The sequence below is a fragment of the Kribbella sp. NPDC048915 genome (assembly GCF_040649595.1).
Lineage (GTDB): Bacteria > Actinomycetota > Actinomycetes > Propionibacteriales > Kribbellaceae > Kribbella.
The window spans coordinates 39,730-56,049 of the sequence record NZ_JBEZFT010000043.1 but is presented as its reverse complement, the minus strand read 5'-3'; the positions used below and the strand labels follow the sequence as shown (position 1 = coordinate 56,049).

Below are 16,320 nucleotides of genomic sequence, written 5' to 3'. Positions count from 1 at the left end.
ACCACTCCCCGAACACCTACGAAACCCTCTACCCCGCTACCCTCCCGTCAGCGGCGTAATCGACCACCCGTGTCCACGAACCGGGGGTAAGGCCCCTAGAACCAAACCGCCCGAACACGCCAGACCCAATCCCGCGTGTCTTGATCCGTGGGCGTGATCGAATACCTCAGTGTTCCTGACGCTTGGCACCGATCTGGCCGGAGTGGACGCGCCCGCGAGTGATTTCGGGTTCCTGTTGCACAAGAATCCGGCGCGACCGCAGGCGATCGACGTCACCGGCGGCTCGGCGCACGTCTTCTACCCCGAGGCGACCGACGAGCGCTGTACGGCGGCCGTGCTGCTCGAGATCGACCCGATCGGCCTGGTAAAGGCCGGCCGCGGCAAGGCCGGCGAAGGATTCACGCTCGGGCAGTACGTCAACGACCGCCCGTACGCCGCTTCGAGCCTGCTCGCCGTCGCGCTCGGAAAGCTGTTTCGGACCGCGATGAACGGCCGCTGCGACGCCCGCCCGGAGCTGGCCGCGCGGCCGATCCCGCTCAACGTGCACATCCCCGCGCTGCCGTGCAACGGCGGCGCCGACCTCGCCGAACGCCTGTTCGCGCCGCTCGGCTGGACAGTCGACGCACGCCCGGTGCCGCTCGATCCGGAGATCCCCGCGTGGGGCGATTCGCGGTACGTCGACCTGCGGCTGGCCGGCGTACTGCGGCTCGCGGACGCACTCAATCACCTGTATGTACTGCTCCCGGTCCTGGACGACGCGAAGCACTACTGGGTCGGGACCGACGAGGTCGACAAGCTCGTCCGCGCCGGCGCGGGCTGGCTGGCAGCGCATCCGGACAAGGACGTGATCTCGCACCGCTACCTGGCGCACCGCCGCTACCTGAGTGATGCGGCCCTCGAGCGGCTGTCCGAATCCGACGGTGTGGAGCTGGCCGAGGAGTCGCCCGAGGAGGGCTCGGTCTCGCTGGCTGTGGAGCGCCGTACGACGGTGGCGGCCGTGCTGAAGGAGCTCGGCGCACGCCGGATCGCGGACATCGGCTGCGGCGAGGGTGCGTTGGTCGGCGAACTCCTGAAGGACCCGATGATCGGCGAACTCGTCGCGACCGACGTGTCGGCGCGGGCGCTGATCGCGGCGAAGCGGCGGCTGCACTACGACGACCTCCCGGACCGCCAGCGGGACCGGTTGAAGTTCCTGCAGTCGTCGGTGACGTACGCCGACGACCGGCTGGCCGGTCTGGACGCGGTCGTCCTGATGGAGGTCGTCGAGCACGTCGATCCGCCGCGACTGCCGGCTCTGGCGAACTCGGTCTTCCGGGCCGCGCGTCCGGCCGCGGTCGTCGTCACTACACCGAACAGCGAGTACAACGTGCGTTTCCCGTCGCTGCCCGCCGGTAGGTTCCGGCACCCCGACCACCGCTTCGAGTGGACCCGCGCGGAGTTCCGTTCCTGGGCGCAGGACGTGGGTGCGACCTACGGTTACACGGTCGAGTTCCGTCCGATCGGGACCGTGGATCCCGAGGTCGGTGCGCCGACCCAGCTGGCGCTGTTCCGGCGGGAGGTGAACGGCTGATGGAGATCCCGAGCCTGGCACTTGTGGTGCTCGTTGGGGCCAGCGGCTCCGGCAAGTCGACGTTCGCGCGTAAGCACTTCCTGCCCACCGAGGTGATCTCGAGCGACTTCTGCCGTGGTCTGGTCTCCGACGACGAGAACGACCAGGCCGCGACCAAGGACGCCTTCGAGGTCCTGCACTTCATCGCCGGCAAGCGGCTCGCGGCCGGTCGGCTGACCGTGATCGACGCGACCAACGTGCAACCGGAGGCCCGCAAGGAGCTGGTGCAACTCGCCCGTGAGTACGACGTTCTCCCGGTCGCGATCGTGCTGGACCCGCCGGAGCGGGTGTGCATCGAGCGCAACGAGCGGCGGGCCGATCGGCAGTTCGGGTCGAAGGTGATCACGCGGCAGCGGTCGCAGCTCAAGCGCGGGCTCCGCAGCCTGAAACGCGAAGGGTTCCGCACGGTCCACGTGCTGAACAGTGTCGAGGAGATCGATGCCGTCAGCATCGAACGGACGCGGCTCTACAACGACCTCACCGATCGGACCGGCCCGTTCGACATCGTGGGCGACGTCCACGGCTGCCGCGACGAGCTCGAGCAGCTGCTGACCGACCTCGGGTACACGCTGGTCCGCGACGACGCCGGCCGCCCGGTCGACGCCGTCCATCCCGAGCGGCGGGCGATCTTCGTCGGTGACCTTGTCGACCGCGGTCCGGACAGCCCCGGCGTACTGCGGCTCGTGATGGGGATGGTCGCAGCAGGCCATGCGTACTGCGTGCCGGGCAATCACGAGGACAAGCTGCTGCGCGCGCTGCGCGGCCGGAACGTGCGGATCAGCCACGGCCTGGAGACCACGCTTGAGCAGCTCGCCGCGGAGCCGCCGGAGTTCCGGGCCGAGGTCGAGGCGTTCATCGACAGCCTGATCTCGCACTACGTGTTCGACGGCGGCAACCTGGTCGTCTCGCACGCCGGCCTGGTCGAGCGGATGCACGGCCGGACGTCGGGGCGCGTCCGCTCGTTCTGCCTGTACGGCGAGACGACGGGGGAGACCGACGAGTTCGGGCTGCCGGTGCGCTACCCGTGGGCCAACGACTACCGCGGCCGCGCGACCGTCGTCTACGGTCACACGCCGACCCCTGAGCCGGAGTGGATCAACAACACGATCTGCGTCGACACCGGCTGCGTCTTCGGCGGATCGCTGACCGCGTTGCGCTACCCGGAGCGTGAGCTGGTGTCGGTGCGGGCGGCCCGTGAGTACTACGCACCGGCGAAACCGTTGCACGTAGCAACCGCACCGACGCGCGAACCCGATGTCCTGGAGCTGACCGACGTGACCGGTCGCCGGGTGATCGAGACGGCGACGCACGGGCGGTTGAGCGTCCGCGCGGAGCAGGCGGGTGCGGCGCTCGAGGTGATGAGCCGGTTCGCGATCGATCCGCACTTCCTGCTGTACCTGCCGCCGACGATGAGCCCGGTCGCGACCTCGCCGGAGCCCGGGCTGCTGGAGCACCCGCGGCAGGCGTTCGAGGCGTACCAGGCGCAGGGCGTGACCGAGTTGGTGTGCGAGGAGAAGCACATGGGTTCGCGGGCCGTCGTGCTGCTGATGCGCGACGACGACGTGGCGGAGAAGCGGTTCGGCCTGGCCGGCCGAGGCGCGATCCACACGCGTACCGGGCGCTCGTTCTTCGATCCGTCGCTGACTGACGAGTTGCTGCTCCGACTGCGTGGGGTCGCCGAGCGGGCCGGGATCTTCGACGAGCTCGGCACGTCCTGGCTGCTGCTCGACGCCGAGCTGCTGCCGTGGAGCGCGAAGGCCGAAGACCTGCTCCGGAACCAGTACGCCGCCGTCGGCGCGGCCGCCCGTACGTCGTTGCCCGCAGCAACTGCAGCGCTGCGATCGGCTGTGGACGCAGGGCTCGAGGTGGGGTCGTTGCTGGAGTCGGTCGAGCGGCGGTCGGTGAACGCGGAGCGGTTCACGGCGGCGTACCGGCGGTACTGCTGGCCGACCGACGGGCTGTCCGGCGTCCGGCTCGCGCCGTTCCAGGTGCTCGCGTCGGAAGGTGCGACGTACCACGATCGACCGCACGCTTGGCACCTGGCGCTCGCCGATCGGATGGTGGCCGACGGCCCGGAGCTGATCACGCCGACGCGCAGGCTGTACGTCGACGGTGACACGTGGGACGCCGGTGTCGCGTGGTGGGAGGAGCTCACGAGTGCCGGGGGAGAGGGCATGGTCGTGAAGCCCGCCGCGAACCTGACCCGCACGGCGAAGGGGCTCGCCCAGCCGGGTCTGAAGGTGCGCGGGCAGGAGTATCTGCGGCTCATCTACGGTCCGGACTACACCGAGCCCGCCAACTTCACGCGCCTCCGCGACCGCAACCTCGGCCACAAACGGTCGCTCGCGCTCCGCGAGTACGCGCTCGGTCTGGAGGCGCTGGAGCGGGCGGCCCGCGGGGAGCCGTTGTGGCGCATTCACGAATGCGTCTTCGCCGTACTCGCCCTGGAGTCGGAGCCGGTCGACCCGCGGCTTTAAGTGGTACGGCGGCGGACGATCAGGAGTGTGCCGACGCCGATTGCCAGCATCACCGCGGGGATCGCCATCGGGAATCCGAGCGGGTCGTTCCTGATCAGGAGTGCGTTGCCGAGCGCGGTCGGGGCGAGCCCGGCCGCGACGAGCAGCGCTCCGGTCCGGTCGCCGCGGTGCACGACGTACAGCAGCAGCGGCACGAGTAACCACGCGCCGAGCACGATGAGGAACCCCAGCTCCGCCGGGTCGTAGCTCTTGCCGGCGCCGTTCTCCAGCAGCCAGCCGAAACTGGCGACCGCCAGCACCACGACCGCCACGGTCACCGGTGCCCAGCGCATGACTGCACGCAGGTCGAGCGTCCGGGCGGCGACGGCGTAGATCAGGTACCACCCGATCACCACCAGTTCCATCCCCACCGCCGCCAGGACCCCGTGCAGCGGCTCGACCGGCCCGCTGTGCCGGTCCACCGACGGCGGGCACGGCGCATCCATACAATCCGGCGGCTGCCCCGGCACGATCTGCCAAGCGAGCACCAGCAACGCAATGCTGAGTGCGCTGACGGCAGCTGTCACCCGGAAGAGATTGCCTGCGGCCGGTGACCTCGAGGCGTGGCGCAGGGCGACAGGAGTAATCACCCCACCACCCTCCAACCTCAGAGGTCCAGTTGGAGTGATCGGGTGGTTCGTTTCCGGGGTGTAAACGTCTGGCGTTACCACTTGGCAAGGTGTGACATTGCACTTAAGGTCTGTGCAATGTCACACCGTACAAAGCTGGAGAGTCCGTCGGTGCAGGTGACCGGCGGGCTGTTGCGCCAGTGGCAGGAGCGGAACCGACGGGCCACGATCCCGCACGCGATCGCCGAGCTGCGCAAGGCCGGGAACGTCACCCGCGGCGAAGGAGTCAAGGCGCGCCGGACCACGTTCACCGCGGTCGACGACGTCAGCTTCGAGGTCGCACTCGGTGAGACGCTGGCGATCGTCGGCGAGTCGGGCAGCGGCAAGTCGACGACCGCGCGGATCGCGGCGCGGCTGCTCGAGCCGACCGCCGGTACGGTGCTGTTCGACGGACACGATGTGACGCGGGCGCGCGGCAAGGAGCTCGCGGCGTTCCGGAACAACGTGCAGGTCGTGTTCCAGGACCCGTTCTCGTCGCTGAACCCGCGGTACACCGTCGAGCGGATCGTCACTGCACCGCTGACCTACCAGGGCATCAGCCCCAAGGGCGGCCGGCGGGCGTTCACGCAGGAACTGATGGAGCGGGTCGGGCTGAACCCGGACCAATACTGCCGGTATCCGGCGCAGTTCTCCGGTGGTCAGGCGCAGCGGATCGGGATCGCGCGGGCGCTCGCGGTGAACCCGAAGCTGGTGATCTGCGACGAGGCGGTGTCCGCGCTCGACGTGTCGATCCAGGCCCAGGTGCTGGAGCTGCTGAGCCGGCTGCAGCGCGAGAGCGGGTTCAGCTACATCTTCATCGCCCACGACCTGGCCGTCGTCCGGCAGATCTCGCAGCGGGTCGCGGTGATGAACCGAGGCAGAATCGTCGAGGTGGGGACACGCGACCAGGTGTTCGGCAATCCCCGCCATGAGTACACCAAGACATTGCTGGCAGCCGTACCGCGGATCAATCCCGAGTGGGACGCACGACGCCGACTGAAAGAGGGCCGATGACGAGCTACACCATCCCTGGCATGCACGTCCGTGAGCACACCGTCGAGGTGCCGCTGGACTGGAACGCGCCGGGTGAGACGATCCAGGTGTTCGCCCGGGAACTCGTCGACCCGACGCGCAAGGACGAGGACTTGCCCTGCCTGGTGTTCCTGCAGGGCGGGCCGGGCGGGAAGGGGCCGCGGCCGACCGGACCGGACGGCTGGATCGGGCAGGCGCTGAAGAAGTACCGCGTCGTGCTGATGGACCAGCGCGGTACGGGCCGTAGTACGCCCGTGACCGGGCGGCGGATGGCGGCGATGTCGGCCGAGGCAGGCGCCGACTACCTGGCGTGCTTCCGGGCGGACTCGATCGTCGCGGACGCGGAGCACCTGCGGAAGACGGTCTTCGGCGGGAAGCGGTGGTCGACGCTCGGGCAGAGCTACGGCGGCTTCCTCACCCTCACGTACCTGTCGAAGGCGCCCGAGGCGCTCACCGCCTGCTACGTGACCGGCGGGCTTGCTTCGATCGACCCATCGGCGGCCGAGGTGTACCGGCGGACCTATCCGCGGGTCGCGGCCAAGAACCGTGAGTTCTACCGGCGGTACCCGCACAACGTGGAGCGGGTCGGCCGGATCGCGGACGTGCTGGCCGAGTCCGACGTACGGCTGCCGGACGGGGACCGGTTGACGGTACGCCGGTTCCAGTCGCTCGGGATCGACTTCGGAATGAAGCCGGGGTACGAGCGGATCCATTGGCTGATCGACGAGGCCTTCGACGGGAACGAGCTGTCCGACACCTTCCGCGCGCAGGTGCTCGGGCTCTCGGCGTACCTCGGGAACCCGCTGTTCGCGGCGCTGCAGGAGAGCATCTACGGCTCCGGCGACGGCGCGACCGCGTGGGCGGCCGAGGCGGAGCGGGCGCGGCATCCCGAGTTCGCCGAGGACGCCCGGCCGCTGCTGTTCACCGGCGAGATGATGTACCCCTGGATGTTCGCCGAGATCCGCGGGCTGCGGCCGTTCCAGGGCGCCGTCGAGGTGCTCGCGCAGCGGTCGCACTGGCCGGAGCTGTACGACCTGCAGCGGCTCGCCGCGAACGACGTACCCGTGGCCGCCGCGGTGTACTTCGACGACATGTACGTCGACTCCGGGTTGCAGCTCGACACCGCGCGCCGCGTCGGCAACGTGCAGGCCTGGGTGACGAACGAGTACGAGCACGACGGGATCGGGGCGCAGCGGGTCTTCGAGCGCCTCACCGAACTGGTCGACGCGATCGGGGGTGGCGTCCGCGACGCGTGACGATTGTCGTTCACAATAGGCGGCGACCCAGGAGGTGAACCATGGCTGCCGATTCGATCGGGCCGCTGCCGAGCGTACGGCGGCTGGCGCAGCGCGAGAACCTGCGCGACAGCGTCGCCAACGCGCTTCGGGCCGCGGTGATCTCGGGCGAACTCAAGCCGGGGGAGGTGTACTCGGCGCCGATGCTCGGTGCCCGCTTCGGGGTTTCCGCGACCCCGGTCCGCGAGGCGATGCTGGACCTGGTCCGCGAGGGCCTGGTGATCTCGCTGCGGAACAAAGGCTTCAAGGTCACCGAGGTGTCCGACGAGGACCTCGACAACCTGGCGGCGCTGCGCCAGCTGATCGAGCCACCGACGATCCGCGCCGTCGCCCCGGTGATCCCGGCGGCCGACCACCCGCGGCTGCGGCAGCTGGCCGAGGACATCGTGGTCGCGGCGGAGGCGGGCGATCTGATCGCGTACATCGAGGCGGACCGGGTCTTCCACGTCACGCTGCTCGCGTACTCCGGCAACTCCAAGCTCGTCGACGTGGTGTCGGACCTGCGCTCACAAACCCGGCTGCTCGGGCTGACCCCGCTGGTCGAGAGCGGTCGGCTGGTGCCGTCCGCCACCGAGCACCACGAACTGCTCGACCTCGTGGAGGCCGGCGACGCCAAGGGCGCCGAGCAGCTGATGCGCCGGCACATCGGGCATGTCCGGGGTCTGTGGGCGCGCTCCCAGGAGACCTGACGCAGCTGACCCAGCTGACGCTGACTGACAGCTTCCGGACACCCGGCCCCGCGGCGGCTCCGGCGTCGGCAGGCTGGTCGGCATGGGTGTTCTGCGATGGTCAGGCGTGGTGGTGGCGGCAGTCGTGCTGGCAGGCTGCGGCGGTACGGACCCCGGTGCCGGGGAGACACCATCCGCCGGTACGCCGACCCGCCAGGCGACCCCGTCCGTAAGCCCGTCAGTAAGCCCGTCAGTAAGCCCGTCGGTTGTCCCGTCTGTGGCCCCGAGTGTGACGCCCACGCCCATCCCCAGTCCCAAGCCGAAGCCGACGGCGCCGGCTGCGGACTGCACCGGGGCGTTCAAGGACGGGGCGTTCAACTTCTCCGGCCGGAACATCTTCATGTCCGACTACGGCTTCAGCTGCAACGGCGGGCCGATGGTCGGGTACCAGCGGAACCGATCGTCGATCACGTTCTCCGTGGGCTCGAAGCGGGTGACCCTCGGACCGAAGAAGTCCGCGACCATCGGTGGCTACCGGATCCGGGTCGGCCTGGCGAACAGCAGGCAGGCCACCTTCACCATCGACCGCGTCCGAGCGGCCTGATCAGTGTTTTGATCGGGTCTGCTGACTGATGTGGGGAGGTCGGGTTCTGCGGGAGCAGGTGTTGTCGGGGCCCGCCGGGTGTGGATCTTTGGAGGGTTTCTGCGTATCGCGGGCAGAGTCCTCCAGTGTCGTGCGCCGTTTGATCACAGTGACTTGAGGGCCTGCTTCGCGGTCGCGGCGGCCTCGTTGCCGTACGCGCTGGTAAGCCGATCGAGGAACGCTGGGTGGTCGAGCGTGTACTCCTGGGTGCCGACCGTCTCCAGGACGGTGGTCGCCAGCGTGCAGCCGAGCTGGGCGGACGCCTCGTGGTCCAGGCCCGAGGCACGGCCGGTGAGGTAGCCGGCGCGGAACGCGTCGCCGCCGCCGGTCGGGTCGACCAGGTTCGGCGCGGGCACCGCGGGCACCTTCGCGAGGATGCCGCCGGCGTCCTCGATCACGACGCCGTCGCCGCCGTGCGTGGTGACCCGGACACCGACCCGGTCCAGGATCTCAGCGTGGCTCCAGCCGGTCTTCTGCACCATCAGCCCGGACTCGTACTCGTTGCTGAACAGGTACGTCGCGCCGTCGAGCAGGGTCCGGATCGACTCGCCGTCCATCCGCGCCATCTGCTGTGACGGGTCGGCCGCGATCGCGATCCCGTGCCGCTTCGCGAGCTGGGTGTGCTTGAGCATCGCGTCCGGGTCGTCGGCGCCGATCAGCACCAGGTCGACGCCACCCGCGGCCTGGTGGATCGCGCCGAGGTCGAGCTCGCGGGCCTCGGCCATCGCGCCGGTGTAGAACGAGGCGATCTGGTTCGCGTCCAGGTCCGTCGTACAGGTGAAGCGGGCGGTGTGGACGTTCGCACAAACACGGACGTGGGAGATGTCGACACCGGCGGCCGTCAGCGCCGCGCCGTACTCGGCGAAGTCGGCGCCCACCGACCCGACCAGCAGCGACGGGAAGCCGAGCTGCGCCATGCCGTAGCAGATGTTCGCGCCGACGCCGCCGCGGTGCACGACCAGCTCGTCGACGAGGAACGACAGCGAGACCTTGTGCATTTGTTCCTCGAGGAATTGGTCCTTGAACCGGCCCGGGAACGTCATCAGGATGTCGGTCGCGATCGAGCCGGCGACGGCGATGCGCATACGGGGTGCTCCCTAGGAATTCAGCACTGCGGTGGGGTGGGTGAACTGCCAACGGACAACCCATAGAGACTACAGGCGACCGATCTAATACACAGAGGGGCGGATTTCCATGGGCCATCAGGTACCGGTGACCGAGGAACTGCACGAGTACATGCTCGCCCACGGCATGCCGCTGGACGAGATCGCCACCGAGTTGCGGGCCGAGACCGAGAAGCTCGGCGGCCCGGCCCGGATGCTCACCACCGCCGATCAGGCCGGTCTGCTGACCATGCTGACCCGGCTGATCGGCGCCCGCCGCGCCGTGGAGATCGGGACCTTCACCGGGTTCTCCGCGCTGGCCATCTCTCGCGGACTGCCGGACGACGGCGAGCTGATCTGCCTGGACGTGAGCGACGAGTGGACGTCGATCGGCCGCCGGTACTGGGAGCGGGCCGGCGTCGCGGACAAGATCGACCTGCGGATCGGCGACGCGCACGAGTCGGTGACCAAGCTGGACGGCGCGTTCGACCTGGCGTTCGTCGACGCCGACAAGGACTGGTACATCCAGTACTTCGAGACCGTCCTGCCGCTGATCCGCCCGAACGGGTTGCTGCTGTTCGACAACACGTTGGCCGGCGGCCGCGTGGTGGACGCGGACGGGCCGGCGGACCGCAAGGAGTTCAACGCGCACGTCGCGCGGGACGAGCGCGTCGACGTGATCATGCTCGGGATCGGCGACGGGCTGACCCTGATCCGGAAGAAGTGAGGACCAGCACTCCATGGCCACAAAGGCCGCACCTCGGCTCGCGGTGACGCAGCTGCAACACAAGTACGGCGACCGTCCGGTGATCGAGGGCCTCACGTTCACGCTCGCGGCCGGCCAGGCAGTGGCGCTGGTCGGCCCGAACGGCGCCGGTAAGACCACGGTGCTGAAGTGCATCGTCGGCGCGGCCGAGCCGGCGGCCGGGAAGATCCTGCTCGACGGGCAGCCGATCGACGAGCGCGCCGAGGCGGTCCGGCGGGACGTCGCCACGCTGCTCGACGACCTGGACTTCTTCCCGGACCTGACCGCGGCCGAGCACCTCGACCTGCTGGCCCGCGCGCACGGCAATCCCGCCCCGGAAGATCTGGTGGACACGACGCTGCACGACATCGGCCTGCTGCCGGCCGCCGATCAGCTGCCCGGGTCGCTGTCGTCCGGGCAACGCCGCCGGCTCGCGCTGGCCACGGCGCTGGTCCGGCCGCGCAAGTTGATGGTCCTCGACGAACCCGAGGCGCGCCTCGACACCGACGGCGTGCAGTGGCTGTCCGATCGGCTGCTCGAGGAGAAGAAGGCCGGTACGGCGATCCTCTTCGCCAGCCACGACCCGGACCTGGTCGAAACGGTCGCGGACTCCGTCGTCACGCTCACCCCGCTGCCATGAGCGCAGCCGACGAGCCGGTGCGGTTCGATCCGGCGGACTTCGGCGCGATCCCGTCATCGCGGTCCCTGCGGCAATGGATGCGCACCACCCGGCGCCGGCACGCGGACCGGTCGTTCTGGGAGATCTTCGAGAGCGCCTACCTGGTTCTGTTCACGATCGCCATGGTCGCCGCCACCGGCGGCAACGTCGTCCGGCAGCTGAACGCCGGCGCTGCCGGCTGCACCGGGCTCAGTTGCGGCCGGCTCATCGGCTCGACGCCGTGGATCGCCTTGCCGTTGCTGTTGGCAATCACCCTGCGGGTGCTACTGGCGGTCGGCCCGGTGTCCGCGACGCGCGCGACCGGTTTCTGGTTGCTGGGAACACCGGTCGACCGGGCTGCGCTCTTGCGCCCGACATACCGGTTCGTGATCGGGGGAGCGGTTGTCACCGGAGCGCTCATCGGTGCGGTGGGATGGGCACTGCTCGGCGCGCCACTGTACGAGGTGGTCCTCGCGGGTGCGCTGATCGGCGCGGCGCTGGTGTGCATGGCGGTCGCCACGGTGTGGGCCCAGCAGTCGACGGTCCGTTCGCGGTGGACACTGCGGATCGCTGATGGCTTGCTGGCGGTGGCCGTGATACCGGCGGTACAGCTCGCTGTCCAGCAGCCCAGGTCGACCATGACCACCACGATCATCAGCAGTTCGACCTTCTCCGGGGCCGACAATCACCGTGTCAACGGCGACGGCGTCGTCCTGGCCCTCGGGGAGGCGGGCGCAGCCGACGGTCCGAGCTCCACACAGCTTGCCGTCGTCGCACTCGCCGTGGCTCTCGTCGTCGGCGCTGTCGTACTGGCAGTGCGGACCTCGCGGCGGCTGGATCGGTTGGGGCGGGTGAGTGTGGTGGCGGGTGGGGAACTGCTGGCCGGGCTGGCCGGCGCGGCGAGCAGTTTGGACATCAGCATGCTCGGGGACGTGATCGCGAGTCGACACTGGCGCCTCAAGGGCCGGGTCCGGTCGCGGCGCGGCCGCGGGGCCCAGGGCGCGGCGATCGTGCACCGGGAGTTCCGGCGAATCCTGCGGTGGCCGCGGCGGCTTGCGGTTGCGGCAGCGCTCGTCGTCGTGCCGTACGCCATGCACGCCGCCGGTTTTCACGTCCTGGTTCCGATCGCGGCGGCGATCGCGGGCTTCATCGCCGTCCGTCCGATGCTCGACGGACTGCGCAGTGCGTGCCGCTCGACCGGGCTGGTGCGTGCGCTGGGCTGGGATCTGCGCGAGCTGCGCGTGGTGATGGCAGTCGTGCCGGGCCTGTTCACCCTCCTGTGGGCGGCGGCGGTGTTGCCGGCGATCGGCAGCGCTGCGGACACCTATGCGGTTGCCGCCGGCATCATCGCGGGCGCGGTACGGCACGCGTCGGCGCGACCGCCGTCGTACGCCGGTCCGCTGGTGACGTCGCCGATGGGCGCGATCCCGCCGGGCCTGTTCTCGCAGCCGGCCCGTGGGTTCGACCTGCTGGTCCTCTGTCTGGCGCCCGTTCTGCTCAACCTCAGCGACCTGTTGACGGTGGTGATCCCGTCGCTCGTGCTGGCGCTGATGTTCTCCGTCCGGCCGAAGACGGACTGATCGACCGGCCGACTGGCTGACGCGGCAAGCATCCTTGCTGGTTCTCGGTACGAACAGGTACCTTGTGTCGCATGGTAGCGGAGAAGGTCTTCACGCAGCTGCGTCGCGGGACCTTGGAGTTCTGCGTCCTGGCGCTGTTGCAGGGAGAGCCCCGTTACGGTTTCGAGTTGGTCAAGGCGCTCGGTGAGGTCGACGGACTCGTCACCACCGAGGGGACGATTTACCCGCTGCTCGCGCGACTGCGGCGCGAGGGGCTGGTGGAGACGAGTTGGCAGGAGTCCGAGTCCGGCCCGCCTCGGCGGTACTACACATCGACGGCCGAGGGGAGCCGGGCGCTGGCCGAGTTCACTGCGGACTGGCGCCGGTTCTGTACGTCGGTCGACAAGATCCTGCAGAGTGGGAGACAGGAATGAGCGAAGAAGCACTGAAGGCGGAACCGCGGCTGCGGCCGTGGGACTGGGGCGCGTTGGTGTTGCTGCTGTTCGGCCCGTTCCTGCTGATCGTCGGGTGGCTGGTCGGCGTCTGGTTGCTGTGGACGTCGAACCGCTGGACCGTGACCTGGAAGATCGCCGGCACCCTCGCGTGGCCGATCGGCTACCTCGCGATTGTCGGTGCCGAGTTCTTCCAGCCGCCGGTGTGGCTGGGCGTGCTGATCGGCACGGTGATCGAGCTGGCGGTTCTCGTCGCGCTGTACAAGGAGGCGCGGGCGTGAACGTGCGCCAGGACGGCGACCGGCTCGTCGACGCCTATCTGGCGAACCTGACGAAGGCCGCCGAGCCGTTGCCGGAAGCGCGGCGTGCCGATCTGATCGCGGACGTGACGTCGCACATCGCCGAGGCGCGCGCGGCCGGCGCGACCTCGGAGGACGACGTCCGGCGGATGCTGCAGAAGCTGGGCGATCCGGACGAGTTGGTGTCGGCGTCCACGGACGGGCTCGTCCTGGTCGAGGTGCCGACCTTCCGCGGCCGTGAGGTGCTGGCGCTCGCGCTGCTGCCGCTCGGCGGGTTCATCGCGGTCGTCGGCTGGGTCCTCGGCGCGGTGCTGCTCTGGACGTCGGACCGGTGGACACGCACCGAGAAATGGCTGGCCACACTCGTGTGGCCATTCGGCTTCGTGTCCGTGTTCGTGCTCGTCGAGGTCTCGCGGCGCGTCGATGTGAGTCTTCCGGACCCGCTGAGCCTGGTGGTCTGGCCCTTGATCGTGGTCGTACCGCTCGTCGTCCTCGGCCTGCTGTTCAAGAACGCCGAGCCGGGGCGCGGCGCTCAGGACTCGTGAACCAGCCACTTCCGCTCGACCTCGCGGGGGAGATCGACGTCATGGTGGCGAGCGAGCAGGAGGAGCTGGCAGAGGACGTCGGCGAACTCCTGGTGGAGCGTGTCACGGATGTCGTCGGGGGTCGCCCCCTTGCTGCGGGCGCGCCCGGTGTGCTGGAGGTAGGCCTGGGTCAGTTCGCCGACCTCTTCCTGGAGTTTGAGCAGGAACCAGTCGGCGTCACGCTCGAAGCCGAGGCGTTCGCCGTACCGGACCGAGATTTTCTCCAACCGCTCCGACAGCTCTTCGAGATCCACCTCGACACTCAACCAGACCCCACCGACAAAAGCCGAGTGGGGGCCTGGGACCGATCACTGGGGCGCGTCGGTTGCTTCGTCGGCCGGGACCGCCGGGAACGGTTCGAGGTCCGGGAGAGCCAGCTCGGGCTCGGCGCCCGGATCCGGCGTGGCCGGCTCCGCCTGGGTGGGCGCGCCGTCGGTCTGCAGGCTCTTCGGGGCGGTCGCCCAGACCGCGGCGGCCGCCCGGGCCGCGTCGGCGGCGTCGGTCTGCCGCTCGAAGTTCTTGATGTCGAGCGCGTACGCCTTCACCACCGCGGACAGATCCTTGCGCAACTGCCGGTGCGTCCACAGCGCGTAGGCCTGGGTGCGAGCCTCGATGAAGTTCTTCAGTTCCTGCATCTGGGCGGGGGTCATCTCGTCGTCCTCCGAGTGGCCGGGGGTGAATTCGCCGCGGGCGAGTGCGGCACGGGCAGCGGGGCCGGGGCAGTCGGTCCCGTCCGGGCGGACCGCGGAATGCGGCCGGATCGCCGTACCGCGCGGGTAGAGCTTGCGGAAATCGGCGATTACCGCGCGGGTGGTCGCCTTCATCGCGGCCGACGGCTGCTCCCCGGTGACCAGGATCAGCAGCACTGCGCCGTACCGTTCGTTCAGATCATTGTTGCCGTTAGCACCGGATTGGGTGCGTAGCCCGCGCAACGTCCAGGCCCGTCCGGCCTGGTCGACCGCGACCTGGTACGCGATGTCCGACCAGCCGCGGTCGTCCATGTGGTAGTTCTGCCAGCCGCGCAGTGCGGAGGCGACTGCTGCCTTGGAATGGATCGGGTTCGTCGACCCGGTGCCCGGCCAGTGGATGACGGCGCCCTCGACGCGCGACACGGTCAGGTTCCCCGGTCCGCCGTTGGGCGGTCGCGCGTTCCACGCGGACCGGGGCAGGTATTCGACCATCAGTGCTCCTCACATGCCTCACCACGCCACATACCCACAGCTGGCGCTCGGTAATCAACCGATCACAATCGGCATGCGCACGTCAAGCGACCGCCTCATCCAATCAGGTCAGGAGAGCAACGGGAGCAGTTGGTTGCCGATCCGGATGGTTTCTTCGCGGTACGGCGTGTCGGACAGGATGAAGTGGGTGATGCCGAGATCGCGGTAGCGCCGCAGCGACTTCGCGACGTCGTCGGCGGATCCGACCAGCCAGGTGGTGCCGGCCCCGCCACCGCCGTACTTCCCGGGCGCGGTGTAGAGGTTGTCGTCGAGGACTTCGCCGCGTTCGGTCAGCTCCAGGAGTCGCTGCTGTCCGACCGCCTTGAACCAGCGACCGTCCCGCGTCCCCGATTTCTCGGCCATCTTCGCGACCTTCGCCTCGGCGTCGGCCCAGGCCTGCTCGGTGGTGTCGCGCACGAGCGTGGTGATCCGCAGCCCGAATTCGAGTGGCGCGTGCTCCCGGACGAGCTCGTTCTCCAGTTCGCGCAGCCGGGCGATGCGCGCCGCGATCCCGTCGAGCGGCTCACCCCAGAAGAGTTGTACGTCGGCATCCGTCGCCGCCACGCGTTGCGCCGCGTCCGACGCGCCCCCGAAGTACAGCTTCGGATGCGGTCGCCCCTCCCGTACGACGGGGCGCGTCGCGACCGTGGAGTTCGTCACCGAGAAGTACTCGCCGGAGAACGTCACGTCCTCCTCGGTCCACAGCCGCCGTACCAGTTGGAGAAACTCCTTCGTACGGGCGTAGCGCTGCGGCTGATCGCCCTCGCTGTCACCGTACGCCGCGAGGTTGTCCTGGCCGGAAACGATGTTGATCAGCAGCCGCCCGCCGCTGAGCTGATCGAGCGTGCTCGCCGCGGACGCGAAGTGCGCCGGCTGCCAGTACCCCGGCCGAATCGCGGCCAACGGCTGGAACGTCGTCGTCCGCGCCGCCAGTGCGGTCGCCACCGTGAACGTGTCGGGCCGGCCCCACCCGGTCCCGATCAGCGCCCCGCCCCACCCGTGCTCCTCGGCGACCCGCGCCAGGTCGGTGAGCCGCTCGATGCTGTTGTGTCCCTGGACGGTGTCGTCCCCTCGATGCCCGGGGTCGACCTGGTTCGGGATGTACCAGAGAAAAGTCATACAAAGTAGTCTAAGTAGATTTATTTAGTAGACATTAAATGTCTCGCGGGCTGGGCGACGTCAACCGGACAGACCCCGACCCCCGCTCCGCCGACCCCTGACCTCCCACCGCAACCGTCCACACCCCACCGCGACCCTCCACAGTCCATCGGGACCTTCCATACGGTATTGCCTGTGGAAGGTCCGCCCGGTTTGTGCAACGTCAGCCAA

17 protein-coding genes are annotated in these 16,320 nt (G+C 69.3%); 12 read left to right on the top strand and 5 right to left on the bottom strand.

All coding sequences use genetic code 11. The features are described 5' to 3' along the window. The first annotated feature begins 169 nt into the window (after positions 1-169). Both AB0B82_RS21750 and AB0B82_RS21745 read left to right on the top strand, forming a co-directional pair. Positions 170-1,570, top strand: coding sequence for a 3' terminal RNA ribose 2'-O-methyltransferase Hen1 (locus AB0B82_RS21750; protein WP_360171249.1), 1,401 nt, complete (start codon positions 170-172; stop codon positions 1,568-1,570). Continuing rightward, positions 1,570-4,086: a polynucleotide kinase-phosphatase gene (locus tag AB0B82_RS21745; protein WP_360171246.1), complete on the top strand. Its 2,517-nt coding sequence runs from the start codon at positions 1,570-1,572 to the stop codon at positions 4,084-4,086. The genes AB0B82_RS21750 and AB0B82_RS21745 overlap by 1 nt, the downstream gene beginning before the upstream one ends. Here AB0B82_RS21745 and AB0B82_RS21740 read toward each other — a convergent pair. Beyond that, the gene (locus AB0B82_RS21740) at positions 4,083-4,652 is read right to left on the bottom strand and encodes a hypothetical protein (RefSeq protein WP_360171243.1); all 570 of its coding nucleotides are present in this window, start codon (positions 4,650-4,652) and stop codon (positions 4,083-4,085) included. The genes AB0B82_RS21745 and AB0B82_RS21740 overlap by 4 nt on opposite strands. Positions 4,653-4,832: 180 nt before the next feature. Here AB0B82_RS21740 and AB0B82_RS21735 point away from each other — a divergent pair, with 180 nt between their 5' ends. The 4 genes from AB0B82_RS21735 to AB0B82_RS21720 all read left to right on the top strand — a co-directional run bounded on the left by AB0B82_RS21735 (position 4,833) and on the right by AB0B82_RS21720 (position 8,332). Next, positions 4,833-5,747 carry an ATP-binding cassette domain-containing protein gene (locus tag AB0B82_RS21735; RefSeq protein WP_360171240.1) on the top strand — a complete coding sequence of 305 codons (915 nt, stop codon included), beginning with the start codon at positions 4,833-4,835 and terminating at the stop codon, positions 5,745-5,747. Beyond that, entirely contained in the window at positions 5,744-7,021 is a 1,278-nt protein-coding gene (locus tag AB0B82_RS21730) for an alpha/beta fold hydrolase (RefSeq protein ID WP_360171237.1), read from the top strand. The genes AB0B82_RS21735 and AB0B82_RS21730 overlap by 4 nt, the downstream gene beginning before the upstream one ends. Positions 7,022-7,062: 41 nt before the next feature. Further along, positions 7,063-7,749 (top strand): GntR family transcriptional regulator, encoded by a 687-nt coding sequence (locus tag AB0B82_RS21725; protein ID WP_360171234.1) that lies wholly within the window; start codon positions 7,063-7,065, stop codon positions 7,747-7,749. Between the two features lie 268 nt (positions 7,750-8,017). Further along, positions 8,018-8,332, top strand: a complete 315-nt coding sequence (locus tag AB0B82_RS21720; RefSeq protein WP_360171231.1) for a hypothetical protein — start codon at positions 8,018-8,020, stop codon at positions 8,330-8,332. Positions 8,333-8,475: 143 nt separating this feature from the next. Here AB0B82_RS21720 and AB0B82_RS21715 read toward each other — a convergent pair whose 3' ends face one another. Continuing rightward, complete coding sequence (locus tag AB0B82_RS21715; RefSeq protein ID WP_360171228.1) at positions 8,476-9,456, bottom strand: carbohydrate kinase family protein; 981 nt, start codon at positions 9,454-9,456, stop codon at positions 8,476-8,478. Positions 9,457-9,565: 109 nt separating this feature from the next. Between AB0B82_RS21715 and AB0B82_RS21710 the strand changes: the two genes are divergently transcribed. The 6 genes from AB0B82_RS21710 (at position 9,566) to AB0B82_RS21685 (ending at position 13,732) form a co-directional block, all read left to right on the top strand. Next, positions 9,566-10,201 (top strand): class I SAM-dependent methyltransferase, encoded by a 636-nt coding sequence (locus AB0B82_RS21710; RefSeq protein WP_360171225.1) that lies wholly within the window; start codon positions 9,566-9,568, stop codon positions 10,199-10,201. 13 nt (positions 10,202-10,214) lie between these two features. Then, positions 10,215-10,859, top strand: a complete 645-nt coding sequence (gene ccmA / locus AB0B82_RS21705) for a heme ABC exporter ATP-binding protein CcmA (RefSeq protein ID WP_360171222.1) — start codon at positions 10,215-10,217, stop codon at positions 10,857-10,859. After that, complete coding sequence (locus AB0B82_RS21700) at positions 10,856-12,457, top strand: DUF6297 family protein (protein ID WP_360171219.1); 1,602 nt, start codon at positions 10,856-10,858, stop codon at positions 12,455-12,457. Before ccmA ends, AB0B82_RS21700 begins: the two co-directional genes overlap by 4 nt. A 71-nt stretch (positions 12,458-12,528) precedes the next feature. Then, positions 12,529-12,870, top strand: a complete 342-nt coding sequence (locus AB0B82_RS21695) for a PadR family transcriptional regulator (protein WP_360171216.1) — start codon at positions 12,529-12,531, stop codon at positions 12,868-12,870. After that, the gene (locus AB0B82_RS21690) at positions 12,867-13,169 is read left to right on the top strand and encodes a hypothetical protein (RefSeq protein WP_360171213.1); all 303 of its coding nucleotides are present in this window, start codon (positions 12,867-12,869) and stop codon (positions 13,167-13,169) included. Before AB0B82_RS21695 ends, AB0B82_RS21690 begins: the two co-directional genes overlap by 4 nt. Further along, positions 13,166-13,732 (top strand): hypothetical protein, encoded by a 567-nt coding sequence (locus AB0B82_RS21685; RefSeq protein ID WP_360171210.1) that lies wholly within the window; start codon positions 13,166-13,168, stop codon positions 13,730-13,732. Before AB0B82_RS21690 ends, AB0B82_RS21685 begins: the two co-directional genes overlap by 4 nt. On the opposite strand, the gene AB0B82_RS21680 is transcribed toward AB0B82_RS21685, so the two are convergent. The 3 genes from AB0B82_RS21680 to AB0B82_RS21670 form a co-directional block, all read right to left on the bottom strand. After that, entirely contained in the window at positions 13,720-14,025 is a 306-nt protein-coding gene (locus AB0B82_RS21680) for a pyrophosphatase (protein ID WP_360171207.1), read from the bottom strand. The genes AB0B82_RS21685 and AB0B82_RS21680 overlap by 13 nt on opposite strands. 54 nt (positions 14,026-14,079) lie before the next feature. Next, entirely contained in the window at positions 14,080-14,952 is an 873-nt protein-coding gene (locus tag AB0B82_RS21675) for a peptidoglycan recognition family protein (protein ID WP_360171204.1), read from the bottom strand. 108 nt (positions 14,953-15,060) lie between these two features. Then, the gene (locus AB0B82_RS21670; protein ID WP_360171201.1) at positions 15,061-16,110 is read right to left on the bottom strand and encodes an LLM class flavin-dependent oxidoreductase; all 1,050 of its coding nucleotides are present in this window, start codon (positions 16,108-16,110) and stop codon (positions 15,061-15,063) included. Between the last annotated feature and the right edge of the window lie 210 nt (positions 16,111-16,320).